The organism is Ornithinibacillus bavariensis (assembly GCF_050433565.1).
Lineage (GTDB): Bacteria > Bacillota > Bacilli > Bacillales > Amphibacillaceae > Ornithinibacillus > Ornithinibacillus bavariensis.
Map to the genome: position 1 here is coordinate 1 of NZ_JBNPWZ010000011.1, position 25,608 is coordinate 25,608.

The 25,608-nt window shown below is 36.9% G+C and carries 21 protein-coding genes, 1 tRNA gene and 1 other annotated feature; of the genes, 12 read left to right on the top strand and 10 right to left on the bottom strand.

The window, feature by feature from the left end; genetic code table 11:
* Positions 1–97 precede the first annotated feature (97 nt).
* The 9 genes from noc to rpmH all read right to left on the bottom strand — a co-directional run bounded on the left by noc (position 98) and on the right by rpmH (position 8,060).
* Positions 98–958, bottom strand: coding sequence for a nucleoid occlusion protein (gene noc / locus HNR27_RS15065; protein WP_429340428.1), 861 nt, complete (start codon positions 956–958; stop codon positions 98–100).
* A 300-nt stretch (positions 959–1,258) separates the two neighbouring features.
* Positions 1,259–1,975, bottom strand: coding sequence for a 16S rRNA (guanine(527)-N(7))-methyltransferase RsmG (rsmG, locus tag HNR27_RS15070; protein ID WP_429340371.1), 717 nt, complete (start codon positions 1,973–1,975; stop codon positions 1,259–1,261).
* A 48-nt stretch (positions 1,976–2,023) separates the two neighbouring features.
* A complete protein-coding gene (gene mnmG, locus HNR27_RS15075) occupies positions 2,024–3,910 on the bottom strand; it encodes a tRNA uridine-5-carboxymethylaminomethyl(34) synthesis enzyme MnmG (RefSeq protein WP_429340372.1) in 1,887 nt (628 codons plus the stop codon).
* 23 nt (positions 3,911–3,933) lie between these two features.
* The gene (gene mnmE, locus HNR27_RS15080) at positions 3,934–5,313 is read right to left on the bottom strand and encodes a tRNA uridine-5-carboxymethylaminomethyl(34) synthesis GTPase MnmE (RefSeq protein WP_429340373.1); all 1,380 of its coding nucleotides are present in this window, start codon (positions 5,311–5,313) and stop codon (positions 3,934–3,936) included.
* 272 nt (positions 5,314–5,585) lie between these two features.
* Entirely contained in the window at positions 5,586–5,804 is a 219-nt protein-coding gene (locus tag HNR27_RS15085) for a YozQ family protein (RefSeq protein ID WP_429340374.1), read from the bottom strand.
* Between the two features lie 125 nt (positions 5,805–5,929).
* The gene (jag, locus tag HNR27_RS15090; protein WP_429340375.1) at positions 5,930–6,547 is read right to left on the bottom strand and encodes an RNA-binding cell elongation regulator Jag/EloR; all 618 of its coding nucleotides are present in this window, start codon (positions 6,545–6,547) and stop codon (positions 5,930–5,932) included.
* Positions 6,544–7,290, bottom strand: coding sequence for a YidC family membrane integrase SpoIIIJ (gene spoIIIJ / locus HNR27_RS15095; RefSeq protein ID WP_373306351.1), 747 nt, complete (start codon positions 7,288–7,290; stop codon positions 6,544–6,546). Before spoIIIJ ends, jag begins: the two co-directional genes overlap by 4 nt.
* A 136-nt stretch (positions 7,291–7,426) precedes the next feature.
* Complete coding sequence (rnpA, locus tag HNR27_RS15100; RefSeq protein ID WP_212921677.1) at positions 7,427–7,768, bottom strand: ribonuclease P protein component; 342 nt, start codon at positions 7,766–7,768, stop codon at positions 7,427–7,429.
* A 157-nt stretch (positions 7,769–7,925) separates the two neighbouring features.
* Positions 7,926–8,060, bottom strand: coding sequence for a 50S ribosomal protein L34 (gene rpmH, locus HNR27_RS15105; protein ID WP_010094630.1), 135 nt, complete (start codon positions 8,058–8,060; stop codon positions 7,926–7,928).
* A 616-nt stretch (positions 8,061–8,676) separates the two neighbouring features.
* On the opposite strand from rpmH, the gene dnaA reads away from it, so the two are divergent.
* From dnaA to HNR27_RS15145, 8 genes are all read left to right on the top strand, one after another.
* Positions 8,677–10,020, top strand: a complete 1,344-nt coding sequence (gene dnaA / locus HNR27_RS15110) for a chromosomal replication initiator protein DnaA (protein WP_429340376.1) — start codon at positions 8,677–8,679, stop codon at positions 10,018–10,020.
* 186 nt (positions 10,021–10,206) lie between these two features.
* Positions 10,207–11,343, top strand: a complete 1,137-nt coding sequence (dnaN, locus tag HNR27_RS15115) for a DNA polymerase III subunit beta (RefSeq protein ID WP_212921675.1) — start codon at positions 10,207–10,209, stop codon at positions 11,341–11,343.
* Between the two features lie 196 nt (positions 11,344–11,539).
* Positions 11,540–11,761 carry a S4 domain-containing protein YaaA gene (yaaA, locus tag HNR27_RS15120; RefSeq protein WP_212921845.1) on the top strand — a complete coding sequence of 74 codons (222 nt, stop codon included), beginning with the start codon at positions 11,540–11,542 and terminating at the stop codon, positions 11,759–11,761.
* A gap of 21 nt (positions 11,762–11,782) precedes the next feature.
* Entirely contained in the window at positions 11,783–12,895 is a 1,113-nt protein-coding gene (recF, locus tag HNR27_RS15125; protein WP_429340377.1) for a DNA replication/repair protein RecF, read from the top strand.
* 43 nt (positions 12,896–12,938) lie between these two features.
* Positions 12,939–13,211: an extracellular matrix regulator RemB gene (gene remB / locus HNR27_RS15130; RefSeq protein WP_429340378.1), complete on the top strand. Its 273-nt coding sequence runs from the start codon at positions 12,939–12,941 to the stop codon at positions 13,209–13,211.
* A 34-nt stretch (positions 13,212–13,245) separates the two neighbouring features.
* A complete protein-coding gene (gyrB, locus tag HNR27_RS15135; RefSeq protein ID WP_373306350.1) occupies positions 13,246–15,165 on the top strand; it encodes a DNA topoisomerase (ATP-hydrolyzing) subunit B in 1,920 nt (639 codons plus the stop codon).
* Between the two features lie 95 nt (positions 15,166–15,260).
* Entirely contained in the window at positions 15,261–17,768 is a 2,508-nt protein-coding gene (gene gyrA / locus HNR27_RS15140; protein ID WP_212921671.1) for a DNA gyrase subunit A, read from the top strand.
* Positions 17,769–18,230: 462 nt separating this feature from the next.
* On the top strand, positions 18,231–19,325 hold the full coding sequence (locus HNR27_RS15145; RefSeq protein WP_429340379.1) for an HD-GYP domain-containing protein: 1,095 nt from the start codon (positions 18,231–18,233) through the stop codon (positions 19,323–19,325).
* A gap of 86 nt (positions 19,326–19,411) precedes the next feature.
* On the opposite strand, the gene HNR27_RS15150 is transcribed toward HNR27_RS15145, so the two are convergent.
* A complete protein-coding gene (locus HNR27_RS15150) occupies positions 19,412–20,359 on the bottom strand; it encodes a YaaC family protein (RefSeq protein ID WP_429340380.1) in 948 nt (315 codons plus the stop codon).
* Between the two features lie 187 nt (positions 20,360–20,546).
* Here HNR27_RS15150 and guaB point away from each other — a divergent pair, with 187 nt between their 5' ends.
* From guaB to HNR27_RS15170, 4 genes are all read left to right on the top strand, one after another.
* Positions 20,547–22,022, top strand: coding sequence for an IMP dehydrogenase (gene guaB, locus HNR27_RS15155; RefSeq protein ID WP_429340381.1), 1,476 nt, complete (start codon positions 20,547–20,549; stop codon positions 22,020–22,022).
* A 132-nt stretch (positions 22,023–22,154) separates the two neighbouring features.
* Positions 22,155–23,489, top strand: coding sequence for a D-alanyl-D-alanine carboxypeptidase family protein (locus HNR27_RS15160; protein WP_429340382.1), 1,335 nt, complete (start codon positions 22,155–22,157; stop codon positions 23,487–23,489).
* 72 nt (positions 23,490–23,561) lie between these two features.
* Positions 23,562–23,778 (top strand) — a binding site (T-box leader).
* 53 nt (positions 23,779–23,831) lie between these two features.
* Positions 23,832–25,106, top strand: coding sequence for a serine--tRNA ligase (gene serS, locus HNR27_RS15165; RefSeq protein ID WP_212921667.1), 1,275 nt, complete (start codon positions 23,832–23,834; stop codon positions 25,104–25,106).
* A 129-nt stretch (positions 25,107–25,235) separates the two neighbouring features.
* Positions 25,236–25,328: transfer RNA gene (locus HNR27_RS15170), tRNA-Ser, on the top strand.
* The last annotated feature ends 280 nt before the right edge of the window (positions 25,329–25,608 follow it).

Consider the following 25,608-nt stretch of genomic DNA (forward strand, 5'->3'; position numbering starts at 1 on the left):
AAAGGTGTCCTTTTTGTGTGCATAAAAAGAGTGGTATTCACCTGTTTAGGTAAGTACCACTCTTTTTTTATTTACTGGGGTTTTGTCCCAGCCTCATTTATTTCTTTTTCGGAATTTTAATAGTAATTTGGTAATAATCCTCTAAATCCTGCTCATCTGATTGTATGTCTATACCAGTATCAGACACCATAGTTAAAGATTGTCTAATAGTATTCATCGCTATTCGAATATCTTTATTAATTCCTTTTAGCTTCGGTTTTTTACGTTTTGGTTTTTCTTTAGCGGTATTAAGGTTCTCTATGCGTTCTTCTGTCTGTTTCACATTTAGTTCATATTCGATGATGTCTTGAAGAAGTTTTAATTGGACAGCCTCATCCTTCACCTTAATCAATGCCCGTGCATGCCTCTCCGTGATTTGTTTACTCAATAATGCTTGCTGGACTTGTTCTGGAAGCTTCAGCAGACGAAGCTTATTCGCTATCGTTGACTGGTTTTTCCCTAAGCGTTGTGCTAGAGCCTCTTGGGTTAGGTTCTGTAGCTCCAATAGCTTCGCATAAGCTACAGCTTCTTCAATCACTGTTAATTCCTCTCGCTGAAGGTTCTCAATTAAGGCTACCGATGCTGTTTGAGTTTCGTTCATATCACGAATAATTGCGGATACATTCTCCCAGCCGAGAGATTGTACAGCACGCCAACGCCGCTCTCCAGCTATGATTTCATATCTATCCTTGTCAATTTTACGAACAACTATTGGTTGAATAATGCCGTGGGTATTAATTGTCTTTGCAAGCTCAGCAATTTTCTCTTCATTGAAAATAGATCTTGGCTGATACCTATTTGGCTCGATTTGATGAACCGGAAGCTGTATAACTTCATCTGGGTGATAGGATTCTTCCTCAACGATTTCGTTGTTTTCTTTTTCTCCAATTCCGAAAATACGGTTAAATGGACTTACCACCATCAGACACCACCTTTATAAAAATAGATAGATTTCATAATATTTTTCTCTACTAACCTTCGTATCTAGTAAAATGTTTCACGTGAAACATTTCTTAAAAACAAGTACAAATGAGTTCTATTATAGTTTACCACAGAATTATCTCTACGCCTATTCTATCATAATCATCAAGACATAGATAAGCTTTTCAATAGAATTATTGTCAATCTATTCGAGGGGTTTCTGATAAATTGACTAACAATTACTAGTCCTCAATCAGTAAAAAAACAGGAAAAGCATCACTTTTCCTGTATAAGCTTCTTATTGAATCGGCTCTTTATTTGGTGTTCCAGGTTTTCGCGGGTATTTCTTCGGTGTTTGCCTGTTTTTTGCAATCAAAATAATAGAACGCTCACTATTTTCCTCTGGTAAACTAAAGGTATGGAAGGATGATACTTTTCCTCCTAATACCTCAATAGCTGATTTAGCTTCATCTACCTCTTCTTTTGCCTGTGAGCCCTTCATAGCAATGAACGTGCCATTCTTTTTAACTAGTGGGAGGCATAACTCACTAAGTACTGACATTCTAGCAACAGCTCTAGCCATAACGGTGTCATAGGACTCGCGGAACGTAGCATTTTTACCAAAGGTTTCTGCACGGTCATGATAAAAAGCGACATCATTTAATTCGAGTTGTGTTGCTAGATGATTTAAGAAACCAATTCGTTTTTGAAGTGAGTCAACAATCGTTACGTTAATATGAGGGAAGCAAATTTTGATTGGTAAACTAGGAAACCCTGCTCCAGCACCCACATCACAAATGCGCTGTTCCTTAGTAAAGTCATGATAAAAGGCTGCCGAAATAGAATCATAAAAATGCTTTAAATATACATCCTCTTCGTCTGTTAAAGCAGTTAAATTAATTTTTTCATTCCATTCTACTAATGTTTTGAAGTAGATACGAAATTGTTCTATTTGCCGCTCAGATAACATGATACCTTGTTTCTCAAGTTCATCTGCAAATTGAATGGCATTCATTACAAAACTCCCTTATTCATTTATGTACTAAGAGGGGCTTCCCCCTCTTTAGTTTGCTATTTTAGCAATTTTACCGTGTTCAATATAAACAAGCAATATAGAGATATCTGCAGGATTAACGCCAGATATTCTAGAAGCCTGCCCAACAGATAGCGGTCTTACTGTTTTAAGCTTTTCCTTTGCCTCTGTTGCAATACCACCGATAGCATCGTAATCAATATCATCTGGGATTTTTTTGTCCTCCATTTTTTTCATACGATCAACCTGTTCATTTGCTTTTTTAATATAGCCCTCATACTTAATTTGAATCTCGACTTGCTCCTTAACGTCTACTGGTAAAGCTTCAGCTGAGTCAATTACTTCAGAGATTAATTCATACGTTAATTCTGGTCGCTTTAATAAGTCATATGCTTTAATCGCTTCTTTTAATGGTGTAGCATTTGCCTTATTTAGCATTTCTTGAACATCTGGAGTTGGTTTGATTGTAATCGTACGTAAACGATCCTTCTCATCTTGAACCATTTGTTTCTTCGTTTCAAATTGTTGATAACGTTCTTCTGAAATTAACCCTAATTGATAGCCAATTTCGGTTAAACGAAGATCTGCATTATCATGGCGTAATAATAAACGATATTCTGCACGTGAAGTTAATAAGCGATAAGGTTCTTTTGTTCCCTTCGTAACTAAATCGTCAATTAATACACCAATATAGGCTTGTGAACGATCTAAAATAACCGGGTCTTTCCCTAGTACTTTAGCCGCTGCGTTAATACCTGCCATAATCCCTTGTGCTGCTGCTTCCTCATAGCCTGATGTACCATTAATTTGACCAGCAGTAAATAATCCTGGGATTTGTTTAAGCTCAAGTGTTGGCCAAAGTTGTGTCGGTACAATTGCATCATACTCAATTGCATATCCTGGGCGCATCATTTCAGCATTTTCTAACCCTGGTACAGAATGAATAATTTCATGTTGTACGGACTCTGGTAAAGAAGTGGATAAACCTTGAACATAAACTTCTTCTGTATCTCTACCTTCTGGCTCCAAGAATATTTGATGACGAGGTTTATCATGGAAACGAACAATCTTATCCTCAATAGATGGACAATAACGTGGACCTGTTCCACGCTTTGCACCAGAATACATAGCAGAAAGTCCTAAATTATCGTTAATAATTTGGTGAGTAAATTCATTTGTATACGTTAACCAACAAGGAATTTGGTCCAAAATATATTCCGTTGTTTCATAGGAGAAGCCTTGTGGCTTATCATCACCCGGTTGAATTTCCGTCTTGGAATAATCAATTGTTTTACTATTAACACGTGGTGGTGTCCCAGTTTTAAAACGAACGAGCTCAATTCCTAGCTCTTCTAGGTTTTCAGAAAGCTTAATGGATGGTCGTTGGTTGTTTGGTCCACTTTCATATTCCAAGTCTCCCATAAGCACTTTACCGCGCATAAAGGTCCCTGTTGTAATAATCACTGTTTCTGAGTGGTATGCTGCTCCAGTTTCCGTAATAACACCTTTACATATACCATCTTCAATAATAAGACGATCTACCATTCCTTGACGAAGCGTAAGATTATCTTGACTCTCCAAGATCTGTTTCATTTCCTTTATATAAACCGGTTTGTCAGCTTGGGCCCGGAGTGCTTGAACAGCAGGGCCTTTACCTGTGTTTAGCATACGCATTTGAATATAGGCTTTATCAATTGTTTTTGCCATTTCTCCACCTAGGGCGTCAATTTCTCGGACAACGATCCCTTTTGCAGGACCACCAATAGATGGATTACATGGCATAAATGCGATCATATCTAGGTTTAGGGTCAGCATTAGTGTTTTAGCACCCATTCTTGCAGCAGCAAGACCTGCCTCTACACCTGCATGACCAGCACCAATGACAATCGTATCGTAATGCCCTGCATCATATACCATAACTTTACTTCCTTTCCTTATTATTATTTCCCTAAACAAAATTGCGAGAATAACTGGTCAATTAAACTATCACTAGCAGTATCACCAATAATCTCTCCTAGAAATTCCCACGTTCTAGTAACATCAATTTGAACAATATCAAGTGGCATTCCCATCTCCAAGGAATCCATGGCGTCTTCTAAGGCTTTCTTCGCCTGCTTAAGAAGTTGAATATGTCGAACGTTTGAAACATACGTTAGGTCGCCAGAATCTATATCACCAGAGAAGAAGGAGTCGGCAATAGCTGCCTCTAATTCATTAATACCCTCTTCATTTAATAGGGAGGTCGAGACAATTTTCTTATCCCCTACTAATTCCAGTACCTGTTCCATATCTAATTTCTGTTCTAAATCTGTTTTATTAATAATGACAATAAATTCTAGTCCTCTTACTGCTTCAAATAATCGAATATCCTCTTCCGTTAACTTTTCATTATTATTTAAGACAAACAAAATTAAATCCGCTTCTTTTAATGCTTGTCTAGATCTTTCAACACCAATACGTTCAACAATATCTTCCGTTTCCCGAATTCCCGCAGTATCCACCAATCGTAAAGGGATACCACGTACATTAACATATTCCTCAATAATATCTCGTGTTGTACCAGGAATGTCCGTAACAATTGCTTTATTCTCTTGGACTAAGGCATTTAAAAGGGAGGACTTTCCAACGTTTGGTCGGCCGATAATTGCCGTTGCAATTCCTTCTCTTAAAATCTTCCCTTGTTTTGCCACACTTAATAACTCCTCGATTTCTGCATGGACCTCTCTTGTCTTTTTCCGCATCATCTCATGTGACATTTCTTCCACATCATCATATTCTGGATAGTCAATATTTACTTCTACATGAGCAACCGTCTCAAGTAATGACTGACGATACTTTTTAATTAGAGAGGACAGGCGTCCATCCATCTGTTTTAACGCGATATTCATTGCCTTATCTGTTTTTGCACGAATCAAATCCATGACGGCCTCTGCCTGTGATAAGTCGATTCTGCCATTTAAGAAAGCACGTTTCGTAAATTCACCTGGCTCTGCCAATCGAGCACCTTCATGTAAAGCTATTTCCAACACACGATTTACGGAAACAAGTCCACCATGACAATTGATTTCCACTACATCTTCTCGAGTAAATGTTTTTGGCGCACGCATGATTGTAACCATCACTTCTTCAGCTACTTCATTTGTTTCCGGATCGATAATCTTCCCATAATGAATCGTATGGGATTCCACTTCTTTTAAATCTTTACCTTGAAAGATTTTGGTTATTATATCTACAGCCTCGGAGCCGCTCAATCGAACAATCGAAATCGCTCCTTCACCTATTGGCGTAGAAATTGCAGCAATTGTATCAGTCTCAAACATTTTCTTCACCTCCACTACTTTTTTATCTATTTAACATACATTTATTACTAATTCTTAGTAGCAACATATTTTTACGTCACTAACTTAATAGAATAACACATTCCTAATCAAAAATAAACTTATCCACAAATAATATTTATATTTTTCATGTGGGCACTTATTAACATGTGGATAAGTTTACTAAAGGAAAAATAGTTAGTTATGCACAAAAAAAAGAGTCCTAAATTAGTTAAGACTCTTCTTCTTCCTACGTATTGAGCTATATATTTAACTTACTCCAAATCCTTACCTCTATATTCCTTTAATTCACCTTGTTCATCTAACATATCTATTTTCCCATCAACAGTTCCTTCTGTATACGCATCGGTTGCCTGCTCATGGGTAATGGCTAAGCCTTTTTCCGTTTGATTACTGCTTTGATAGCCAGAAGCATCAAAATACTTCTCAGCAACCTCATTTGATTGTTGTAGATCCTTTTTATCCTTAGACATTTTATCTTCCTTTCGTAACCATTATGTTATATCAATTAAGACATTACACTTCTTATTAGTATGGAACCGATGCGTAAAACCATACAAAAAAACCCCTGGTTCTCCAGAGGTTTTTTTCCATCATTTTATGAAGGCTTAATAACAATATGTCGATGTGGCTCTACTCCATCAGAATAAGTAGATATATCATCCAATTCTTGAAGCTTACTGTGAATAATTTTACGTTCAAATGCAGGCATTGGTTCTAATGCGACCTTTTTGTTAATGTTCTTCGCTTTATCAGCCATCCGTACTGCGAGTACTTCCAAGGTCTCTTTACGTCGCTCACGATAGCCTTCTGCATCTAAAGTAACTGTATAGTATTGATTTCCTTCTTTATTCACGACCAGATGAACTAAATATTGCAGTGCATTCAAGGTCTGTCCACGTTTGCCAATTAAGAGAGCAATTTTTTCACCACGTAAATCAAATGTTACATGATTCCCATCTATTGAGGTTGATATTTCAGAATCAACACCCATTTTACTTACAACATCAAGGATAAATTTCTCTGCCTCTTGAATTGGATTCTTCGCAAGCACCACTTTTACAATCGCGCGTTTTGCTCCAAATACACCAAGAATTCCTTTTTTACCTTCATCAATAATCGTAATATCAACTTGGTCCCTTGTTGTATTTAACTGCTCTAAAGCTGATTGGACCGCTTCATCAACTGTTTGCCCGGTAGCAGTTATTTCTCTCACTTTTTGTCTCCCCCAGTATTCGTATCCCTCATCATAGGCTTACGAATGAAAATGGTTTGTGCAATCATAAATAGATTACCGATAATCCAATAAAGTGCTAGAGCTGATGGGAACATAAACGCAAATACTGTAATCATGATCGGCATCATATAAAGCATTACCGTCATTTGTGGATTATTAGCCCCAGCGCTTCCTGCCATCATTAACTTTTGCTGTAAAAATGTTGTTATACCAGCTATAAATGGAAGAATTAAATCCTTCTCATCTAATGGGAACCATAAAAATGTATGGTGGCCAATTTCCTCTGTACGCATGATTGCGTGATAAATTGCAAGTAGAATTGGCATTTGCACAAAGATTGGTAAACATCCTGCCAACGGATTTACCCCATGCTTTTGGAATAACGCCATTGTTTCTTGCTGTAATTTCTGCTGTGTATTCGCATCCTTTGAGCTATATTTTTGCTGTAGCTCTTTTAATTCCGGTTGGATATCCTGCATTGCTTTTGTACTCTTTAATTGCTTTATATTTAATGGAAGTAATGCTGTACGGATAATTACCGTTACTAGGATAATCGCTAGTCCATAATTCTCATTAAATAAATTAGCAAAATACTGTATCAACCATGATAATGGATAGACAAAATATGAATTCCAAATTCCTTCACTTTCCGGAGTAATTGGTTCATTAATCTGGCTACACCCAGATAGGAATACTATTAAACCAATTAACATCGCTATCATTAATAACTTCTTACGCAAATTCTGCTCCTCCTAACTAGTCTAAAACAAAAAAATCGCTTTCAATTCGATAAAAATACTATGTATCACATATTTTACAATAAAGCATAAATAGATTCTATTTAAATCTATAGTTACTTTATTTTTTTAATAGCTTTTCCTTCGACAATAAATGCATTAGGCTCTTTTTCACTTCAAAAAATTGCATGTTTTTTGTTGGTTGTCGGGCAATAATGACAAAATCATAGTTTGCTAAAATATCGGACTCCAACTCATGAAATGCCTGTCGTAAATATCGTTTAATTCGATTTCTTGTTACTGCATTTCCTATTTTTTTCCCAACGGATAAACCAATTCTAAAATGTTCCTGATCAGGCTTCTTCATATAATAAAGAACTAGTTGTCGATTGGCAAAAGACTTACCCTTTTTAAAAATTACTTGAAAATCTCTATTATCCTTCACTCGAAATTCCTTTTTCATGTTCATCACCTAATGCTAAGTTGCAAATGTCATCCTATGTAATAAAAAAGCAGCAGGACCTTTTACCATTCTGTACCACTGCTTTTCGTATTATTCTATTTATAACCTGATTCTTCGATTTTAACTGCGAAAAAAGACCACTGACATTTTCAGTGGCCTATGCAGACAATACTTTTCTTCCTTTACGACGACGACGAGCTAAAACTTTACGACCATTTTTAGTACTCATACGCGCACGAAAGCCATGTACTTTTTTACGTTTACGGTTATTTGGTTGAAACGTTCTTTTCATTTATACTGCACCTCCCCGAGGGATCTAATTTCTCCAAAACAATCTAAACCTTAGACAGTCTTTGTAATTATACAGAAAAAATGGACTATCGTCAACTTCCAATTCGACCCTCGTTTATCCACACGCTATGTTCATACCTTTTTCAAGATTTTTGATTATCCACAGCATTTGTCGACAGGTTAAGCACAAAATATAGTGGTGTGAATAATTTTTGTCTACAATAGGTGGAATATGTGGATAAGTGTCGAAAAGTCATTGCAGAGTCTGCTTTTTTTTGTTATCATTAATGTGTTTTAACATGTCAATAACCAAATTCCCTATTATACTTATTCACAATTTGTGGATATCCTGTGGACATTTATTCACAGTACTGTCTGTAACCTTATCCACAGTTTTCTTTAATCTGCGAATAACTCTATTAAATGTTTTAATTTCATAGCTTTTATTATCCACATTCATTGTTAACTATTTTTGCGTAGTTACATTAAATATAATAGAATCCTTACCTTTTCATCTTTATGCATGCACACGAAAAATATGCAATAAAAAGATAGAGAGAGGTTTTTTATTCTAAAAATGGAAAATCTATTATCGTTCATTGAAAGGGGGGAATGATTTGGAAAATATTCATGACCTATGGAAGGCAGCTTTAGAAAAAATAGAAGAAAAAATTAGTAAACCAAGCTTTGATACATGGTTAAAGGATACAAAAGCAGAATCATTAGAAGGCAGTACATTAACCGTCTCTGCCCCAAATGAATTTGCTAGAGATTGGTTAGAAGAACAGTATTCCCAATTAATTTCCAACATCTTATTAGAGGTGACTGGTGCAAAATTAGTAATAAAGCTTATTGTTCAAGATACCGCTATAGAGGAAGAAATAAAGCCTCAACCAAAACCAATTCATCAGGACAATGAAGCTCATGATGGAAAAACGATGTTAAACCCTAAATATACATTTGATACATTCGTTATTGGATCAGGCAATCGTTTCGCCCATGCTGCATCACTGGCAGTAGCTGAAGCACCGGCAAAAGCCTATAACCCCCTATTCATCTATGGAGGAGTTGGGTTAGGCAAAACTCACTTAATGCATGCAATTGGCCATTATGTATTAGAGCATAATAAAAATGCAAATGTGGTTTATCTATCTTCTGAAAAATTCACGAATGAATTCATTAATGCCATTATGGATAATAAGGCAATTAATTTCCGAAATAAATATCGAAATGTTGATGTTTTACTAATAGATGATATTCAGTTTATTGCTGGTAAGGAATCTACCCAGGAGGAATTTTTCCATACCTTTAATGCCTTACACGAAGAAAATAAACAAATTATCATTTCTAGTGATCGACCACCTAAAGAAATACCAACATTGGAGGATCGTCTACGTTCCCGCTTCGAGTGGGGACTAATAACAGATATAACCCCTCCCGACTTAGAAACTAGAATTGCGATTCTAACGAAAAAAGCAAAAGCAGAAGGACTAGATATACCAATAGAAGTTATGCATTACATTGCCAATCAAATCGATACCAATATTCGTGAACTAGAGGGCGCTTTAATCCGCGTCGTTGCATATTCTTCACTAGTAAATCAAGATATTGATGCTGGATTAGCAGCTGATGCTTTGAAGGATATTATTCCGAATAGCAGACCTAAAATCATTACTATTCCTGCAATTATTGAAGTTGTTGGTGAGAAATATAATGTGAAGACAGAAGACTTTTTTGCAAAGAAACGCACAAAGTCGATAGCATTTCCACGCCAGATTGCAATGTACTTATCTCGAGAATTAACAGATTTATCGTTACCAAAGATTGGGGAAGAATTTGGTGGAAGAGATCACACAACCGTTATCCATGCGCATGAAAAAATCACCAAGATGGTAGAAAATGATACCATTTTAGCAAAAGAAATAGATGAACTTAAGCAACAATTAAAATCGCTATCCTAATAACTGTATGTTAACAATGTGGATAACGAATACACCTTTATAAACACTTTATTCACATGTGGATAACTAGGCTCCATTTACTCTGAAGGGGGTTATCCACATATTCACAGGCCCTATTACTATTATTACTATATTTTTTATAAAAAATAATAAATAAATAGAACATCCTTTGGGAGGATTTTTTCAATGAAATTTACTATTCAACGTGATTTATTAATCGATAGTGTCCAAGATGTCATGAAAGCAATCTCATCAAGAACAGCTATTCCGATATTAACTGGTATGAAAATAGAAGCAAGACAACACGGTATTACGTTAACAGGTAGTGATTCTGATATTTCCATCGAATCGTATATTCCAGCAGAAGAAGATGGAATCGTAAATGTAGAGGATATTGAGGAAGGTAGTATTGTACTGCAAGCGAAATATTTTCCTGATATTGTACGTAAGCTACCTGAGCAACATGTTGAGATTACTGCAGATGAGAATTTAAAAGTGACCATTCGTTCTGGAAAAGCAGAATTTAGTTTAAATGGACAGGATGCAGAAGAATATCCACAGCTACCGAAATTACAAACCGATGATAGCTTTGAGATCCCTACTGATATTCTGAAAAGCTTAATTAAACAAACTGTATTTGCTGTCTCTTCCATGGAAACTAGACCAATCTTGACTGGGGTTAATCTATCTTTATCTGAAAGTAAATTAACATTCACCGCGACAGATAGTCACCGACTAGCTTCTAGGGAAGTTCCAGTAAGCTCATCTAGTGTTCAATTTTCGAGCATAGTTGTTCCTGGAAAAAGCTTAAATGAATTAAATAAAATTCTTGATGATACGGAAGAAACAGTTGAAATTAGTGTTACCAATAATCAAATTTTATTCCGTACAAAGCACTTAAATTTCTTATCCCGTATTTTGGATGGTAACTATCCTGAAACGTCAAGATTAATACCAGAACAAAGTAAAACAGTACTTCATGTAAAAACAAGAGATTTAATTAGTAGTATTGATCGTGCTTCCCTACTTGCAAGAGAAGAACGTAATAACGTTGTGAAATTAACCACAAAGGATGGAAATATATTAGAAATAACTAGTAATTCTCCTGAAATTGGCCATGTATCGGAGGAATTATCGGTTCAATCTATTGAAGGAGAAGAATTAAAAATATCCTTTAGTTCAAAGTATATGCTAGATGCACTAAAGGTAATGGAAGTGGATGAAGTAAAAATTGACTTTACAGGTGCTATGCGTCCATTCGTTATCCGCCCTGTGGACAATCCAGCGATGCTACAATTAATTCTTCCAGTAAGAACATATTAAAATCTAATTTTAAAAAAGACTTTTATCTGCTGTCTAAGTAATAAAAGTCTTTTTTTATACCTATAAAACGCATTTTTAGACACATAGAAACGTTTTAAGTGTATTTCGAGGGTCATACCTTCCCTTTAAGCAAAAACTTTAGTAAAATGGTTATATGGAATTATTTAAAATAAACGATGGAAAAATGGTGATAACATTGCATACATCAATCGAAATAAGTACGGACTATATTCCATTAGGTCAATTTTTAAAGCTAGCTAATATTTTGGAATCTGGTGGAATGGTAAAGGCATTTTTACAAGAGCAAGGTGCGTTAGTGAACGGTGAATTAGAGCAACGACGCGGAAGAAAGCTGTACCCAGGAGATATTGTTGAAATTGAAGGAGCTGGCTCTTTCTTGGTAACCAAAAAGGATTAATTCCTAAATGAGGAATAAAAAATGCATATTGAAGAATTAAAATTAACGAATTATCGTAACTACCAAAAACTAGATATTCCGTTTGATGATAAAGTAAATGTCATCATTGGAGAGAATGCGCAAGGAAAAACAAACCTCATGGAAGCAATCTATTTACTAGCGTTTACAAAGTCACATCGAACCTCCAAGGAAAAAGAATTAATCCGCTGGGATGAGGATTATGCTAAAATAGAAGGTAGGATTAAAAAGCGTGCAACCTCTATACCGCTTGAAATAGTAATATCTAACAAAGGAAAAAAAGCTAGGTTAAATCATTTAGAACAGCGAAAATTAAGTGATTATATTGGTGTATTAAATGTTGTCATGTTTGCCCCTGAGGATTTGACATTAGTAAAGGGTCCACCGCAGATCCGGAGAAGATTTATCGATATGGAACTTGGTCAAATACAACCACGCTATATTTATCACCTCGGACAGTTCCAAAAAATACTAAAGCAGCGTAATCATTTATTAAAGCAAATGCAACGAGAGCAAAATAAAAACCTTGTTATGCTGCATATTCTAACAGAGCAGTTAGTTGAACATGCAAGCACCATTTTAGAGCGGCGGTTTGTTTTTCTAGAGTTATTACGGAAATGGGCAAAACCAATTCATCATGGTATAAGCCATGAGCTAGAAGAGCTTGAAATCGTATACTCACCAACGATAGAAGTATTAGAAGGTGCTAGTAAGGAAAAAATAGAAAGTAGCTTTTTGGAAAAATTTAAGCAAATACAAGATAAAGAAATGGAACGTGGCACTACCTTAATTGGACCACATCGAGATGACATTCTTTTTTATGTTAACGGTAAGGATGTACAAACCTATGGGTCTCAGGGCCAGCAACGAACAACAGCCTTATCTATTAAGCTTGCTGAAATTGACCTTATCTTCAATGAAGTAGGCGAATATCCAATTTTACTTTTGGATGATGTCTTGAGTGAACTAGATGATTACAGACAGTCTCATTTGTTAAATACAATTCAAGGAAAGGTTCAAACCTTTGTATCAACAACTAGTGTAGATGGTATTCATCATGAAACTTTAAAAAAGGCAGAAATTTTCCGTGTTACTAATGGGACTGTATTCCTTTAATAGATGAAGCTAACCCGAGTCTTTTGGAATGTGGGGAGATATTTTGTTTATTCATATTGGAAATGGTAACGTCATACGGTCAAAGGATATTGTTTCCATCATTGACTATCATATTATTTCATCCTCTACCATTATGGAGGAGATGATGAAAAATTCTACAGGAATAATTGGACCTCGGGAGGATGCAAAATCAGTTGTAATAACAGATAACCAATTATATGTGAGCACACTATCAGTTGCTACATTAAAAAAACGCGCAAGCATGATTTCAACAATAAGTAAACTTGAAGATTATTCGAGCGATTTGTTTGAGTAAATACTTTAGGTAGATTGTAGGTGGAATAATGGCAATGGAAGAAAATGTAAAAGTAGAACAAGAATATAATGCCGATCAGATACAAGTTCTTGAGGGCTTAGAAGCAGTTCGCAAAAGACCTGGTATGTATATTGGTTCAACAAGTGAAAAGGGTCTCCATCACTTAGTTTGGGAAATCGTAGACAATAGTATTGATGAAGCATTAGCAGGATATTGTGATCATATTGAAATAATTGTCGAGGAAGATAATAGTATTACCGTTAAGGATAATGGTCGTGGGATACCTGTTGGTATTCAGAAAAAGACCGGTAAACCAGCAGTTGAAGTTATTATGACTGTACTACATGCTGGTGGTAAATTTGGTGGCGGAGGCTATAAGGTTTCTGGTGGATTGCACGGTGTTGGAGCTTCTGTCGTTAACGCACTATCAACGAATCTAGAGGTCTATGTTCACCTTGATGGCAAGGTGCATTTTATAGGGTTTGAACGAGGCGTACCCGTTAAGGAACTAGAAGTAATTGGTGAGACAGATCGTACTGGTACAACCATCCACTTTAAGCCAGACCCAGAGATTTTTACAGAAACCACAACATTTGATTTAGATACGTTAGTACAGCGTGTTCGTGAACTAGCATTTTTAAATAAAGGAATTCGCATTAGTATTGAGGATAAGCGTACGAATGAAGAACCTCAATCGTTCCACTACGAAGGTGGAATAAGTGAGTATGTGGAATATATTAACCGCAATAAAGAAGTCTTACACGAGCCTTTCTATGCTGAAGGACAAGATCAAGGAATCTCTGTGGAGGTTGCCATTCAATATAACGATGGATTTAATTACAATATTTATTCGTTTGCCAACAATATCCATACGTATGAAGGTGGAACACATGAGTCTGGGTTTAAGACAGGCTTAACTCGCGTCATCAATGATTATGCACGTAAGAATGGGTTAATGAAAGAAAATGAAGCCAATTTAACTGGTGATGATGTTCGAGAGGGAATTACCGCAATTGTCTCTGTCAAACATCCAAACCCACAATTTGAGGGACAAACGAAAACAAAGCTAGGAAATAGTGAAGTTCGTGCGATAACAGATTCCATTTTTAGTGAATTATTCTTGAAATTTCTACTTGAAAACCCTTCTATCGGTAAAACGATTGTAGAAAAAGGGATGATGGCATCACGTGCACGTGCAGCAGCAAAAAAAGCACGTGACCTTACAAGAAGAAAAAGTGCACTTGAAATTTCTAATCTGCCAGGAAAATTAGCTGATTGCTCTTCCAAGGATGCTGAAATTAGTGAACTTTATATCGTAGAGGGTGACTCAGCGGGTGGATCAGCGAAGCAAGGTAGGGATCGTCATTTTCAAGCAATCTTACCATTGCGTGGTAAGATTTTAAACGTGGAAAAAGCCCGACTCGATCGAATTTTATCCAATAATGAAGTGCGTTCTATGATAACTGCACTAGGAGCAGGTATTGGTGATGATTTCGACATTACAAAAGCAAGATACCATAAAATTGTTATTATGACAGATGCTGATGTGGATGGAGCCCATATTCGGACATTACTTTTAACCTTCTTCTATCGATTTATGCGTCCATTAATCGAGCATGGCTATGTTTACATTGCACAACCACCGCTTTATAAGGTGCAGCAGGGGAAAGCAATCTATTATGCGTATGATGATAAAGAGCTTGAAAAAATATTAGCAAGTTTACCACAAGCTCCAAAGCCAGGCCTACAGCGTTACAAAGGTCTTGGAGAAATGAATGCTGAACAGCTTTGGGAAACAACAATGGACCCTAGTAATCGGACATTACTTCAAGTTGAGCTTACTGATGCAATCGATGCAGATCATGTATTCGATATGCTAATGGGTGATAAAGTAGAGCCACGTCGACTATTTATTGAAGAAAATGCCCAATATGTAAAGAATTTAGATATTTAACAAATAAACGGATAGCAGAAATACAAACTTGTTTTTCTTAGATGTCGTTATCTTCGTCTTTGATGGTAACGACATGATCAGGAGGTTTTATATCTATGGCGGATCAGGAACGTCAAAGTGTACAAGAAATAAATATCAGTCAGGAAGTACGTACATCCTTCCTTGACTATGCAATGAGTGTAATTGTCTCTCGTGCGTTACCAGATGTAAGAGATGGGATGAAGCCTGTACATCGAAGAATATTATATGCAATGAATGACCTTGGTATGCATTCGGATAAAGCGTACAAAAAGTCAGCTCGTATCGTTGGAGAAGTAATTGGTAAATATCACCCACACGGTGATTCAGCGGTTTACGAGGCGATGGTACGTATGGCACAGGATTTCAGTTATCGAAATCCTTTAGTTGATGGACATGGTAACTTCGGTTCTGTAGATGGTGATTCAGCAGCAGCGATGCGTTATACAGAGGCGAGAATGTCAAAACTTTCAATGGAGCTTCTACGTGATATTAATAAGGACACGATCGATTACCAGGATAACTATGATGGTTCAGAACGCGAACCAGTTGTATTTCCATCTCGCTTTCCGAATTTACTCGTAAATGGAGCTTCAGGGATTGCTGTTGGGATGGCTACGAATATTCCACCACATAATCTTGGAGAAACAATTGATGCTGTTCTTGCAGTAAGTAAGGATCCAGATATTACAATTGATGAGATTATGGAAGATTATTTACCTGGACCAGATTTTCCTACAGCTGGAATTATTCTAGGTCGAAGCGGTATTCGCAGAGCATATGAAACTGGTAAAGGATCCATTACCATTCGTGCAAAGGTTGAAATTGAAGAGCATGCCAATGGAAAGTCTACCATACTTGTGACAGAGCTTCCTTATCAGGTCAATAAAGCAAAGCTAATAGAAAAAATTGCTGAGCTAGTTCGTGATAAGCGGATTGAGGGTATAACTGATTTACGAGATGAATCAGATCGTAATGGTATGCGAATTGTCATGGAATTACGCCGTGATGTTAATGCGAATGTCCTATTGAATAACCTTTATAAATATACAGCATTACAAACAACATTCGGAGTTAATACCTTGGCACTAGTTGATGGCGTACCAAGGGTATTAAATATAAAAGAATGTCTAATTCATTACTTAGATCACCAAAAGGTGATTATTAAGCGACGCACAGCCTTTGAATTAAGAAAAGCAGAAGCCCGTGCTCATATTTTAGAGGGATTACGAATTGCCCTTGATCATTTGGACGAGGTTATTTCACTAATCCGTAATTCGAAAACGGCAGATATTGCCCGTGACGGTCTAATGACGCGCTTTAATTTATCAGAAAAGCAGGCACAGGCTATTCTGGACATGAGACTACAGCGCTTAACTGGATTAGAACGTGAGAAGATTGAAAATGAATACAATGAGCTTTTACAGCTAATTGAAGAATTAAAAGCTATTCTAGCTGATGAAGAAAAGGTTCTAGAAATCATCCGTGAAGAACTAACAGAGATTAAAGAAAAATACGGAGATGAAAGAAGAACTGAAATAACGATTGGTGGAGCCGATTTATTTGAAGATGAGGATTTAATCCCTGAAGAGAATATTATCATTTCGCTTACACATAAGGGCTATATTAAACGACTACCTTCATCAACATACCGTGTACAAAAGCGTGGTGGACGTGGAATTCAGGGAATGGGTACACATGAGGATGACTTTGTAGAACATCTCGTTTCGACCTCTACTCACGATACGATTTTATTCTTTACGAACAAAGGAAAAGTTTACAAGGTGAAGGGCTATGAAATACCAGAATATAGCCGTACGGCGAAAGGTCTTCCAATCATTAATCTATTACAAATTGAAAAAGAAGAGTGGATTAATGCAGTAATTTCTGTTAACGAGTTTAGAGAGGATTGGAATTTCTTCTTTACAACAAGAAGAGGAATTTCTAAACGTACTTCCCTTTCTCAATTCGCTAACATTCGTAAAGGTGGATTAATCGCACTTGGATTACGTGATGATGATGAACTAATTTCTGTACGATTAACAGACGGTACAAAAGATATTATGATTGCAACAAAGAATGGCTATTTGATTCGTTTCCCTGAAGAGCAGGTTAGATTGATGGGGAGAACTGCTGCGGGTGTTCGTGGTATTTCCTTACGTGGCGATGATGAAGTAGTTTCTATGGAAATTCTCGAGGAAGGCTTACAAATCCTTCATGTAACGAATAAAGGTATTGGAAAACGCTCACCAGAGGATCAATATCGAATTACGAATCGTGGAGGTAAGGGAATATTTACAGCCAAGCTCTCAGAAGAGACAGGTCATATTGTAGCCGTTAAGGCAGTAACTGGAGAAGAAGATATCATGCTAATTACAGCAGCCGGTGTACTAATTCGAATTCCTGTAGAAGGTATTTCGCAAACTGGTAGAAATACTCGTGGTGTTCGCTTAATTCGTCTTCAAGATGATGAAGAAGTGGCGACTGTTGCAAAAATTGAGCGTGAAAAGGATGAAGAAGAATCTGCTGATGTAGAAGAGATTGCTTATGAATCCGTTGAAACTGATACAGAAGAAATCGAATAGAGTATCGAGAAATAATAAAATGGCTGGAACAAATGGGGTAGTACTAATCAATAATCCGAACAATTAACTTGGTGCAAAACCCACTCTGGAAAAATACTATTCTTTCACTTCCAGTATAGGGGCAATATCTGCTCGAGAGGATCATCGTCGTGTCTGCTTTACCGCTGGACGATTGGTGAGCCTCCTCGTGCTGTATGCTCGTCGTGTTGCAAATTACTTCAGGGAAGTTTTACACCTCGCAACTTATTGCTTACTCGGTAGAAGCAAGGCTTTACTTCGCGGTTTTACTGATACCTGTTCTACCGAAAATCAAGGACTACATTGATAGCGATTTCACCTTCGTGAGAAAAAGTTTTTATCAAGGAGTCTACCTATTTTTCATCCGCTAACAGAAGATTATTCGCTTCTTTAGTTAATCGTTTTTATGTCTCAGCTGCTATTTCTTAAACGGAGGGGTAGAAAATGCGTGTATCACCATCACAATTAGTACCAGGCTGTATCCTTTTACGTGATGTTATAGGGAAGACAAATCGACCAATTATCCCACATAAGACAGTGTTAACGGAAGAACATATTTTCATCCTTGATAAATTTCTAGTAGATCAGGTAGAGGTTTCAGAGCGATTGGAAAATGATAGCATGTATAAGCCAGAAGAAAGAATAGAAAGTGAACCAGTAGAAGAAAAAGAAATAGAAGCCAATACGCAAGTTTCGAAACTACCGTTCAAGGACCATTATTTATATGTGGTGGAAGAGTATAAAAAACTATTTGATTCTTGGAAGCGTAATTTACCGATAAATAATTTTGCTGTTCGAAATTTAATCCTGCCATTAATTGATCGAATGGAAGACATTGCATCTGCAGTGTATACACTTCATCACTTTGCAAATAAACAGGATTATTTTTACCATCATAGTGTATCCGTCTCTATTTTAAGTGCCTATTTAGGTAAAAAAATGGGCTATTCAAAAGGCGAATGGTACCAAATTGGGTTAGCGGGATTACTAAGTGATGTAGGAATGGCTAAACTGGGGAACTTTGCTTTTTACAAAGAAGGGCAGCTAACAGATGAGGAAAAACTGGAGATTAGAAATCATCCAACCTTTTCGTATCGAATGGTAGAACATATTGCATCGATCCCATATTCCGTTAAACTAGCTGTATTACAGCATCATGAACGCATGGATGGAAGCGGATACCCACTAGGTCTTTCCAATGAAAAAATTCACCGATATGCTAGAATTATAGCTGTTAGTGATATTTATCATGCGATGACGTGTGAACGTAGCTATCGAAAAAAGCAGTCTCCTTTCAAAGTTATCGAAGAGCTTCAAAAGGAGCAGTTTAGTAAAATTGATCCTAGGGTTGTACAAGTATTCGTTGATGCCATTGCTAACTTTTCCATTGGCACGAAGGTTTTATTATCGAATAACCAGGTGGGGGAAATTGTCTTTATTGAACAAAATAACCCTACAAGGCCAATTGTAAGACTGGAGAATGATGAAATTATTACATTAAGCAATAGTCTTTCATTGTTTATCAGTGAAATTTTGTAATAGGGTTTAATTCCTTGTAAGGATGCTGTATAGCAGCAAGGAATTGGACTCTTTTTCTATATACCTTCTAACCATAACTTTACATATCATCCTTTTAGGAAATGTGAACCAATGATAGAAGGTATTTTCCTTTGCGTAATCGTTAAAAATCCGGTTATAAAAGGAAAATCAATATCCGGTTTTGTAGTGAGAAGTTCTCCCCACCATTCTGCTTCATAACGGGATAGCATACTGAGATTATATAAAATTAAATAATGAACCATTACTTCGGATATTGGAAAGAAAAGGTTACGGTCTGTTGGTAGGAAGATAGCGTTATCCATACCAATTTGAAATGGTCCTGACCGTCCTGTTAACGGTTCTTTCAGCTCAATAATGATATGTTCCGGGGTAAATTTTGTATGAATAATGGTAGGCAGGTATTTAGCTAATTTAGTAATCAGTGCATTCTCTGTTAGATGATAGGCATCACATAGATTTTTTGGTAACCGTAATATGGCACTCCCTGTTGTCCCTATTTTCGTTAGATTAATGATCTTCTCAAAATGAAAATATTGGGTAAGCTCAGGAATTAGGCTAAGAAGTGACCTCATTGATACTTTTTCAAAGGGAATTTTTTTAATCTGAAAAAGGTGCTCAGAAAAGTATGGAAATAAGCCATTATGTTGGATTTTAACTTCATCCTCCAGAAAGCTATAATTCTTTTTCTTTCGCTTTCTCGCTGATACACCATGTGCTAAAACAGTCGTTGATTCTGGGTAATTCGTTCGTTTCGTTAGTAACAGAGCTTTTAATAAATGTGTCATTCCATAAAAAAACATGACAGGCTGTAGGACCGGATCTAATTTTTCACCAGCCGCATAATATCTTAATCCATGATCGAGGCAATACATAAATACATTACAATTCTCATAGCTTTTTTTTTCTGCATCCATTGGATTGATTTTTTGATAGCATTGATACAAATAATTTTGTGCTGTCTGCTGTGATTGCAAATAAGTATAGATGGAAGCAATATTATCGTTAACGAACATAAAATAACCCTTCTCTTTTACCGAAAAATTAGAAAATAACAACTTCATTTTTTCAATTATCCCTTATTGAAATACTTAATAGGTTGGCGTATTGTAGAAAACAATAGATATGACATATAGCTTTTCCATCTAGAAAAGAATTATTCTGTAACTGTTTACCTACGATCACAATAAAGGAGGATATAAAATGAGAACAGATAAGTTTGCAAAAGAAGGGTTAACCTTTGATGATGTATTACTATTACCAGCGAAGTCAGAAGTTTTACCTCGTGAAGTAAGTGTTAGCACTATTTTAAGTCCGAATTTAAAGCTGAATGCGCCTATAATAAGTGCTGGAATGGATACTGTAACAGAAGCGACAATGGCTATTGCTATGGCGAGACAGGGTGGCCTAGGGATTATTCATAAAAATATGTCCATCGAAGAACAGGCAGAGCAGGTTGATCGGGTAAAACGCTCAGAAAGTGGCGTAATTACCAATCCATTCTTTTTAACACCAGAGCATCAAGTATTTGCTGCAGAGCATTTAATGGGAAAATATCGCATTTCTGGTGTTCCTATTGTGAACAATGAGGATGAGAAAAAGCTAGTAGGAATTATTACGAATCGGGATTTACGCTTTATCCAGGATTATTCGATTTCTATTGCAGATGTGATGACAAGTGAAGATCTTGTAACAGCACCAGTTGGAACGACACTGGAAGAAGCAGAGAAAATCTTACAAAAGTATAAAATTGAAAAGCTACCTTTAGTAAATGAAAAAGGTGTTTTAAAAGGCTTAATTACGATAAAAGATATTGAAAAGGTGATTGAATTTCCAAATGCAGCAAAGGATGCACAAGGACGTCTACTTGTTGGCGCAGCTGTTGGTGTGACAGGAGATTCGATGAAACGAATAGAAGCATTAGTAACTGCTGGTGTAGACGTAATTGTCATTGATACAGCACACGGTCATTCACAGGGTGTAATAGAGCAGGTTAAAAGGGTACGAGCTGCATATCCAGAACTAGATATTATAGCTGGGAATGTTGCTACCGCTGAGGCTACAAAGGCATTAATCGAAGCTGGAGCAACCATTGTTAAGGTCGGAATTGGTCCAGGATCGATTTGTACAACCCGTGTTGTCGCTGGAGTTGGTGTACCGCAAATAACAGCCATTTATGATTGTGCAATTGCTGCGAAGGAATATGGTGTACCAGTAATCGCTGATGGTGGTATTAAGTATTCTGGAGATATTACGAAAGCAATTGCTGCTGGAGCACATGCTGTTATGCTAGGAAGTCTTTTTGCTGGGGTATCGGAAAGCCCAGGCGAAACAGAGATTTTCCAAGGAAGACGTTACAAGGTATATCGGGGAATGGGATCTGTAGCAGCAATGAAAGCTGGATCAAAGGATCGCTATTTCCAAGATGCTGAGGATACGAAGAAGCTAGTACCTGAAGGAATTGAAGGAAGAGTTGCCTATAAGGGGCCATTAGCAGATACGGTTCATCAATTAATTGGAGGCTTACGCTCAGGAATGGGTTATTGCGGAGCACCGACAATTGAGGCACTACGTACAGAAGCACAATTTATCCGTATTACAAATGCTGGATTAAGAGAAAGTCATCCACATGACGTACAAATAACGAAAGAAGCACCGAACTACTCCATAGAAAGCTAAATTTACCAAATAATTCTATAAGGATGGGCAATTTGCCCGTCTATTTTTTTATACTAATCTATGATAAAATACTAAAGGTGTTCTAAAAACAGACATAATGAATGTAAATACAGGGGTGGAGGTTTAAAAAAGGTGAAACAGATCTATTCAAAATTATTTATGGCGTTACTTGTTGTACTAGTCACAACAGCATCGTTAATTAGACAACCAATACTTACACAAGCAGCTGAATTAGAATTAGATGCTGAGTCAGCCATTTTAGTTGATGCAAAAACGGGGAAGGTCTTATATGCGAAAGACCCTGATATCGCCCTTCCACCAGCAAGTATGACAAAGATGATGTCAGAATACCTTGTGTTGGAAGCAATTGAAAATGGGGAAATTACTTGGGAAACCACAACCCAAATTAGTGATTATGCGTATAGCATTTCTGCTAATCCAGAGTTTTCCGGAATCGGATTAACGCAGGACAAAAACTATAGCGTAAAAGAACTATATGAAGCGATGGCTATTTTCTCTGATAATGGGACAACGATCGCACTTGCTGAATTAGTTTCCGGTTCTGAGGGAGAATTTGTTAAGCGCATGAATAAGAAGGCTGAAGAAATGGGCCTTCCAGATTATAAATTTGTAAATTCCACGGGACTAGACAATAGCTCCCTTGGTGAAAACCATCCAGAAGGTACAGATCCGAATGGAACAGATCTTTTATCAGCAAGATCACTTGCGCTTCTAGCCTACAATTTAATTAACGATTTTCCACATGCACTTGATATTTCAAGTAGAATTGAGGATGATTTTGAAGGTTATAAGGTAGAGAATTTAAACTGGATGCTTCCGCATAAGGCAACCTATCTCAAACAATTTTATTATGAAGGCATGGATGGATTGAAGACAGGCTATACAGGTTTAGCTGGCTATACATTTACAGGAACTGCTGAACGCAATGGAACACGTTTAATCTCTGTTGTGATGCGTACAGATAGTAAAGCAGCTCGTTTTGAACAAACTGCAAAGCTAATGGATTATGGTTTTGGAAAATTTACGTATAAGGAGCTTTTCCCTGCTGGTTATCAGTTGAAAAAGCAAAAGACACTTCCAGTAGCAAAAGGTAAGGAAAAAACAGTAAATATTTCACTTAAAGAGGGATTCACCCTACCGATTAATAATGGGGATGAAGAGCTCTATAAAGTTGAATATAAAATAAATAAAGATAAGCTAAATAAAGATGGACAATTAGTAGCACCAGTTAAAAAAGGTGAGAAAATTGGTACTGCTGAACTCGTGTACACTGGTGATAGTGATTACGGTTATATCTTTAATAGTGATCATTTATCAGTAGATTTAGTTGCAGATGAATCAGTGGAAAAATCAAACTGGTTTATGCTTACACTGGGTGCAATCGGTGATTTCTTTAGTGGAATCTTCTCAAGCATCGTGGACACAGTAAAAGGTTGGTTCTCCTAATTATTAAGATTTTCGTATGAAAACTTGCATCTTAGCAAAAAATTAGCTATGATATATCTTAATTAAAATGAAATAAAAGTTATGATAGGAAATAGTAATAGTGTTGCTTACCAAAAGAGAGTCGATGGTTGGTGAAAATCGATGTAGGTATACTATGAATCCATCCTTGAACTGGTTTACCGAACCATAGTAAGTAAACCCGGATTCGTACCGTTAACACGAATAGAGCCGGAAGAGATTTCTCTTCAACAAGGGTGGCAACGCGGGAATATAAACTCTCGTCCCTATTTTGGGATGAGGGTTTTTTTGTTATTTTGTAATAATTTAAAGGAGGAAATGATCATGTTAGACATGAAGTATTTACGTAATAATTTTGCAGAGGTTAAAGCGAAATTAACTCATCGTGGTGAAGATTTATCAGAGCTTGATCGATTCGGTGAACTCGATGAAAGACGCAGGGAGTTAATTACGAAGACAGAAGCTTTAAAGGCTCAGCGAAACGAGGTAACCAAACAAATTTCCCAGCTGAAGAAGGAAAAGAAGGATGCTGATGCGGCTATTAAGGAAATGCGTGAGGTTGGTGACAAGATTAAGGAATATGATGATGAGTTACGAGATATTGAAGCTACGTTAGAAACAGTCATGCTATCTATTCCTAACATTCCACACGAAAGCGTTCCAGTTGGTGAGGATGAAGAGGATAATATCGAAGCAAGGAAATGGGGAGAGGTTCCTAGCTTTAGCTTTGATGCTCAGGCACACTGGGATATAGCCACTAATTTAGATATTCTTGATTTTGAAAGAGCTGGAAAGGTAACAGGCAGCAGATTTGTGTTCTATAAAGGCCTTGGAGCAAGACTAGAACGTGCACTATGGAGCTTTATGATGGATCTTCATTCCGAAGAGCATGGTTATGTCGAGATGCTACCACCAACGATAGTTAATCGTACTAGTATGACTGGAACAGGACAGCTACCAAAGTTTGAAGAGGATGCATTCAAATTAGAGGATTGGGACTACTTTATGGTTCCGACAGCAGAAGTACCAGTAACGAACTACCATCGCGATGAGATTCTAAATGCTGAAGATCTCCCAACTAAATATGTAGCATTTAGCGGCAGCTTCCGTTCAGAGGCTGGTTCCGCTGGACGCGACACTCGTGGGTTAATTAGACAGCATCAATTTAATAAAGTAGAGCTTGTACAATTTGTTAAGCCTGAGGACTCTTACCAAGTGTTGGAAGAGCTAACAGGACATGCAGAGAAGGTATTACAGCTATTAAAATTACCATATCGTGTCATGAGCATGTGCACAGGTGATCTAGGCTTCACAGCAGCTAAAAAGTATGATATTGAGGTTTGGATTCCTAGTCAAAACACGTACCGTGAAATTTCCTCTTGCTCTAATTTTGAAGCCTTCCAAGCAAGACGTGCTGGTATTCGCTTTAGAAGAGAGGCAAATGGTAAGCCTGAATTTGTTCATACCCTAAATGGATCAGGCTTAGCAATTGGTCGTACAGTGGCAGCAATTCTAGAAAATTACCAACAGGAAGACGGAAGTGTCAAGGTACCAGAAGTATTAATTCCTTATATGGGTGGCAAAGAAGTCATTCAATAATAGAGAGGGGTTTTCCCCTCTCTATTTTAAAAATTATCGAAACAATTTTTTATTTTCATTTGGCGAAAAAAGTAGGCAAATCTCATTGACAATGAAATTTAATTCCTGTATATTATTATTTGTTGTGATGGAGGTATACCCAAGTCTGGCTGAAGGGATCGGTCTTGAAAACCGACAGGCGGGTCAAACCGCGCGGGGGTTCGAATCCCTCTACCTCCTCCATTAAAAGCGCATAAATATTGGAGATATAAAAAACCGTTACTTTAGTAGCGGTTTTTTTATTTGGAATTAGATTTATGGAGATTTTTAGGGCTGTATATTGAATTATAGTTATAAATGTTATTTTGGATTGGATTGTAGAATGAAATGATGGATAGAGGTGTTCTAGGCGTCATTTTGGATTGGAATGTGGAGTGGAATGAAGCATAGCGGTGTTCTAGGCGTCACTTTGGATAGGATTGCAGAGTGAAATGAATCATAGAGGTGTTCTAAGCGTCATTTT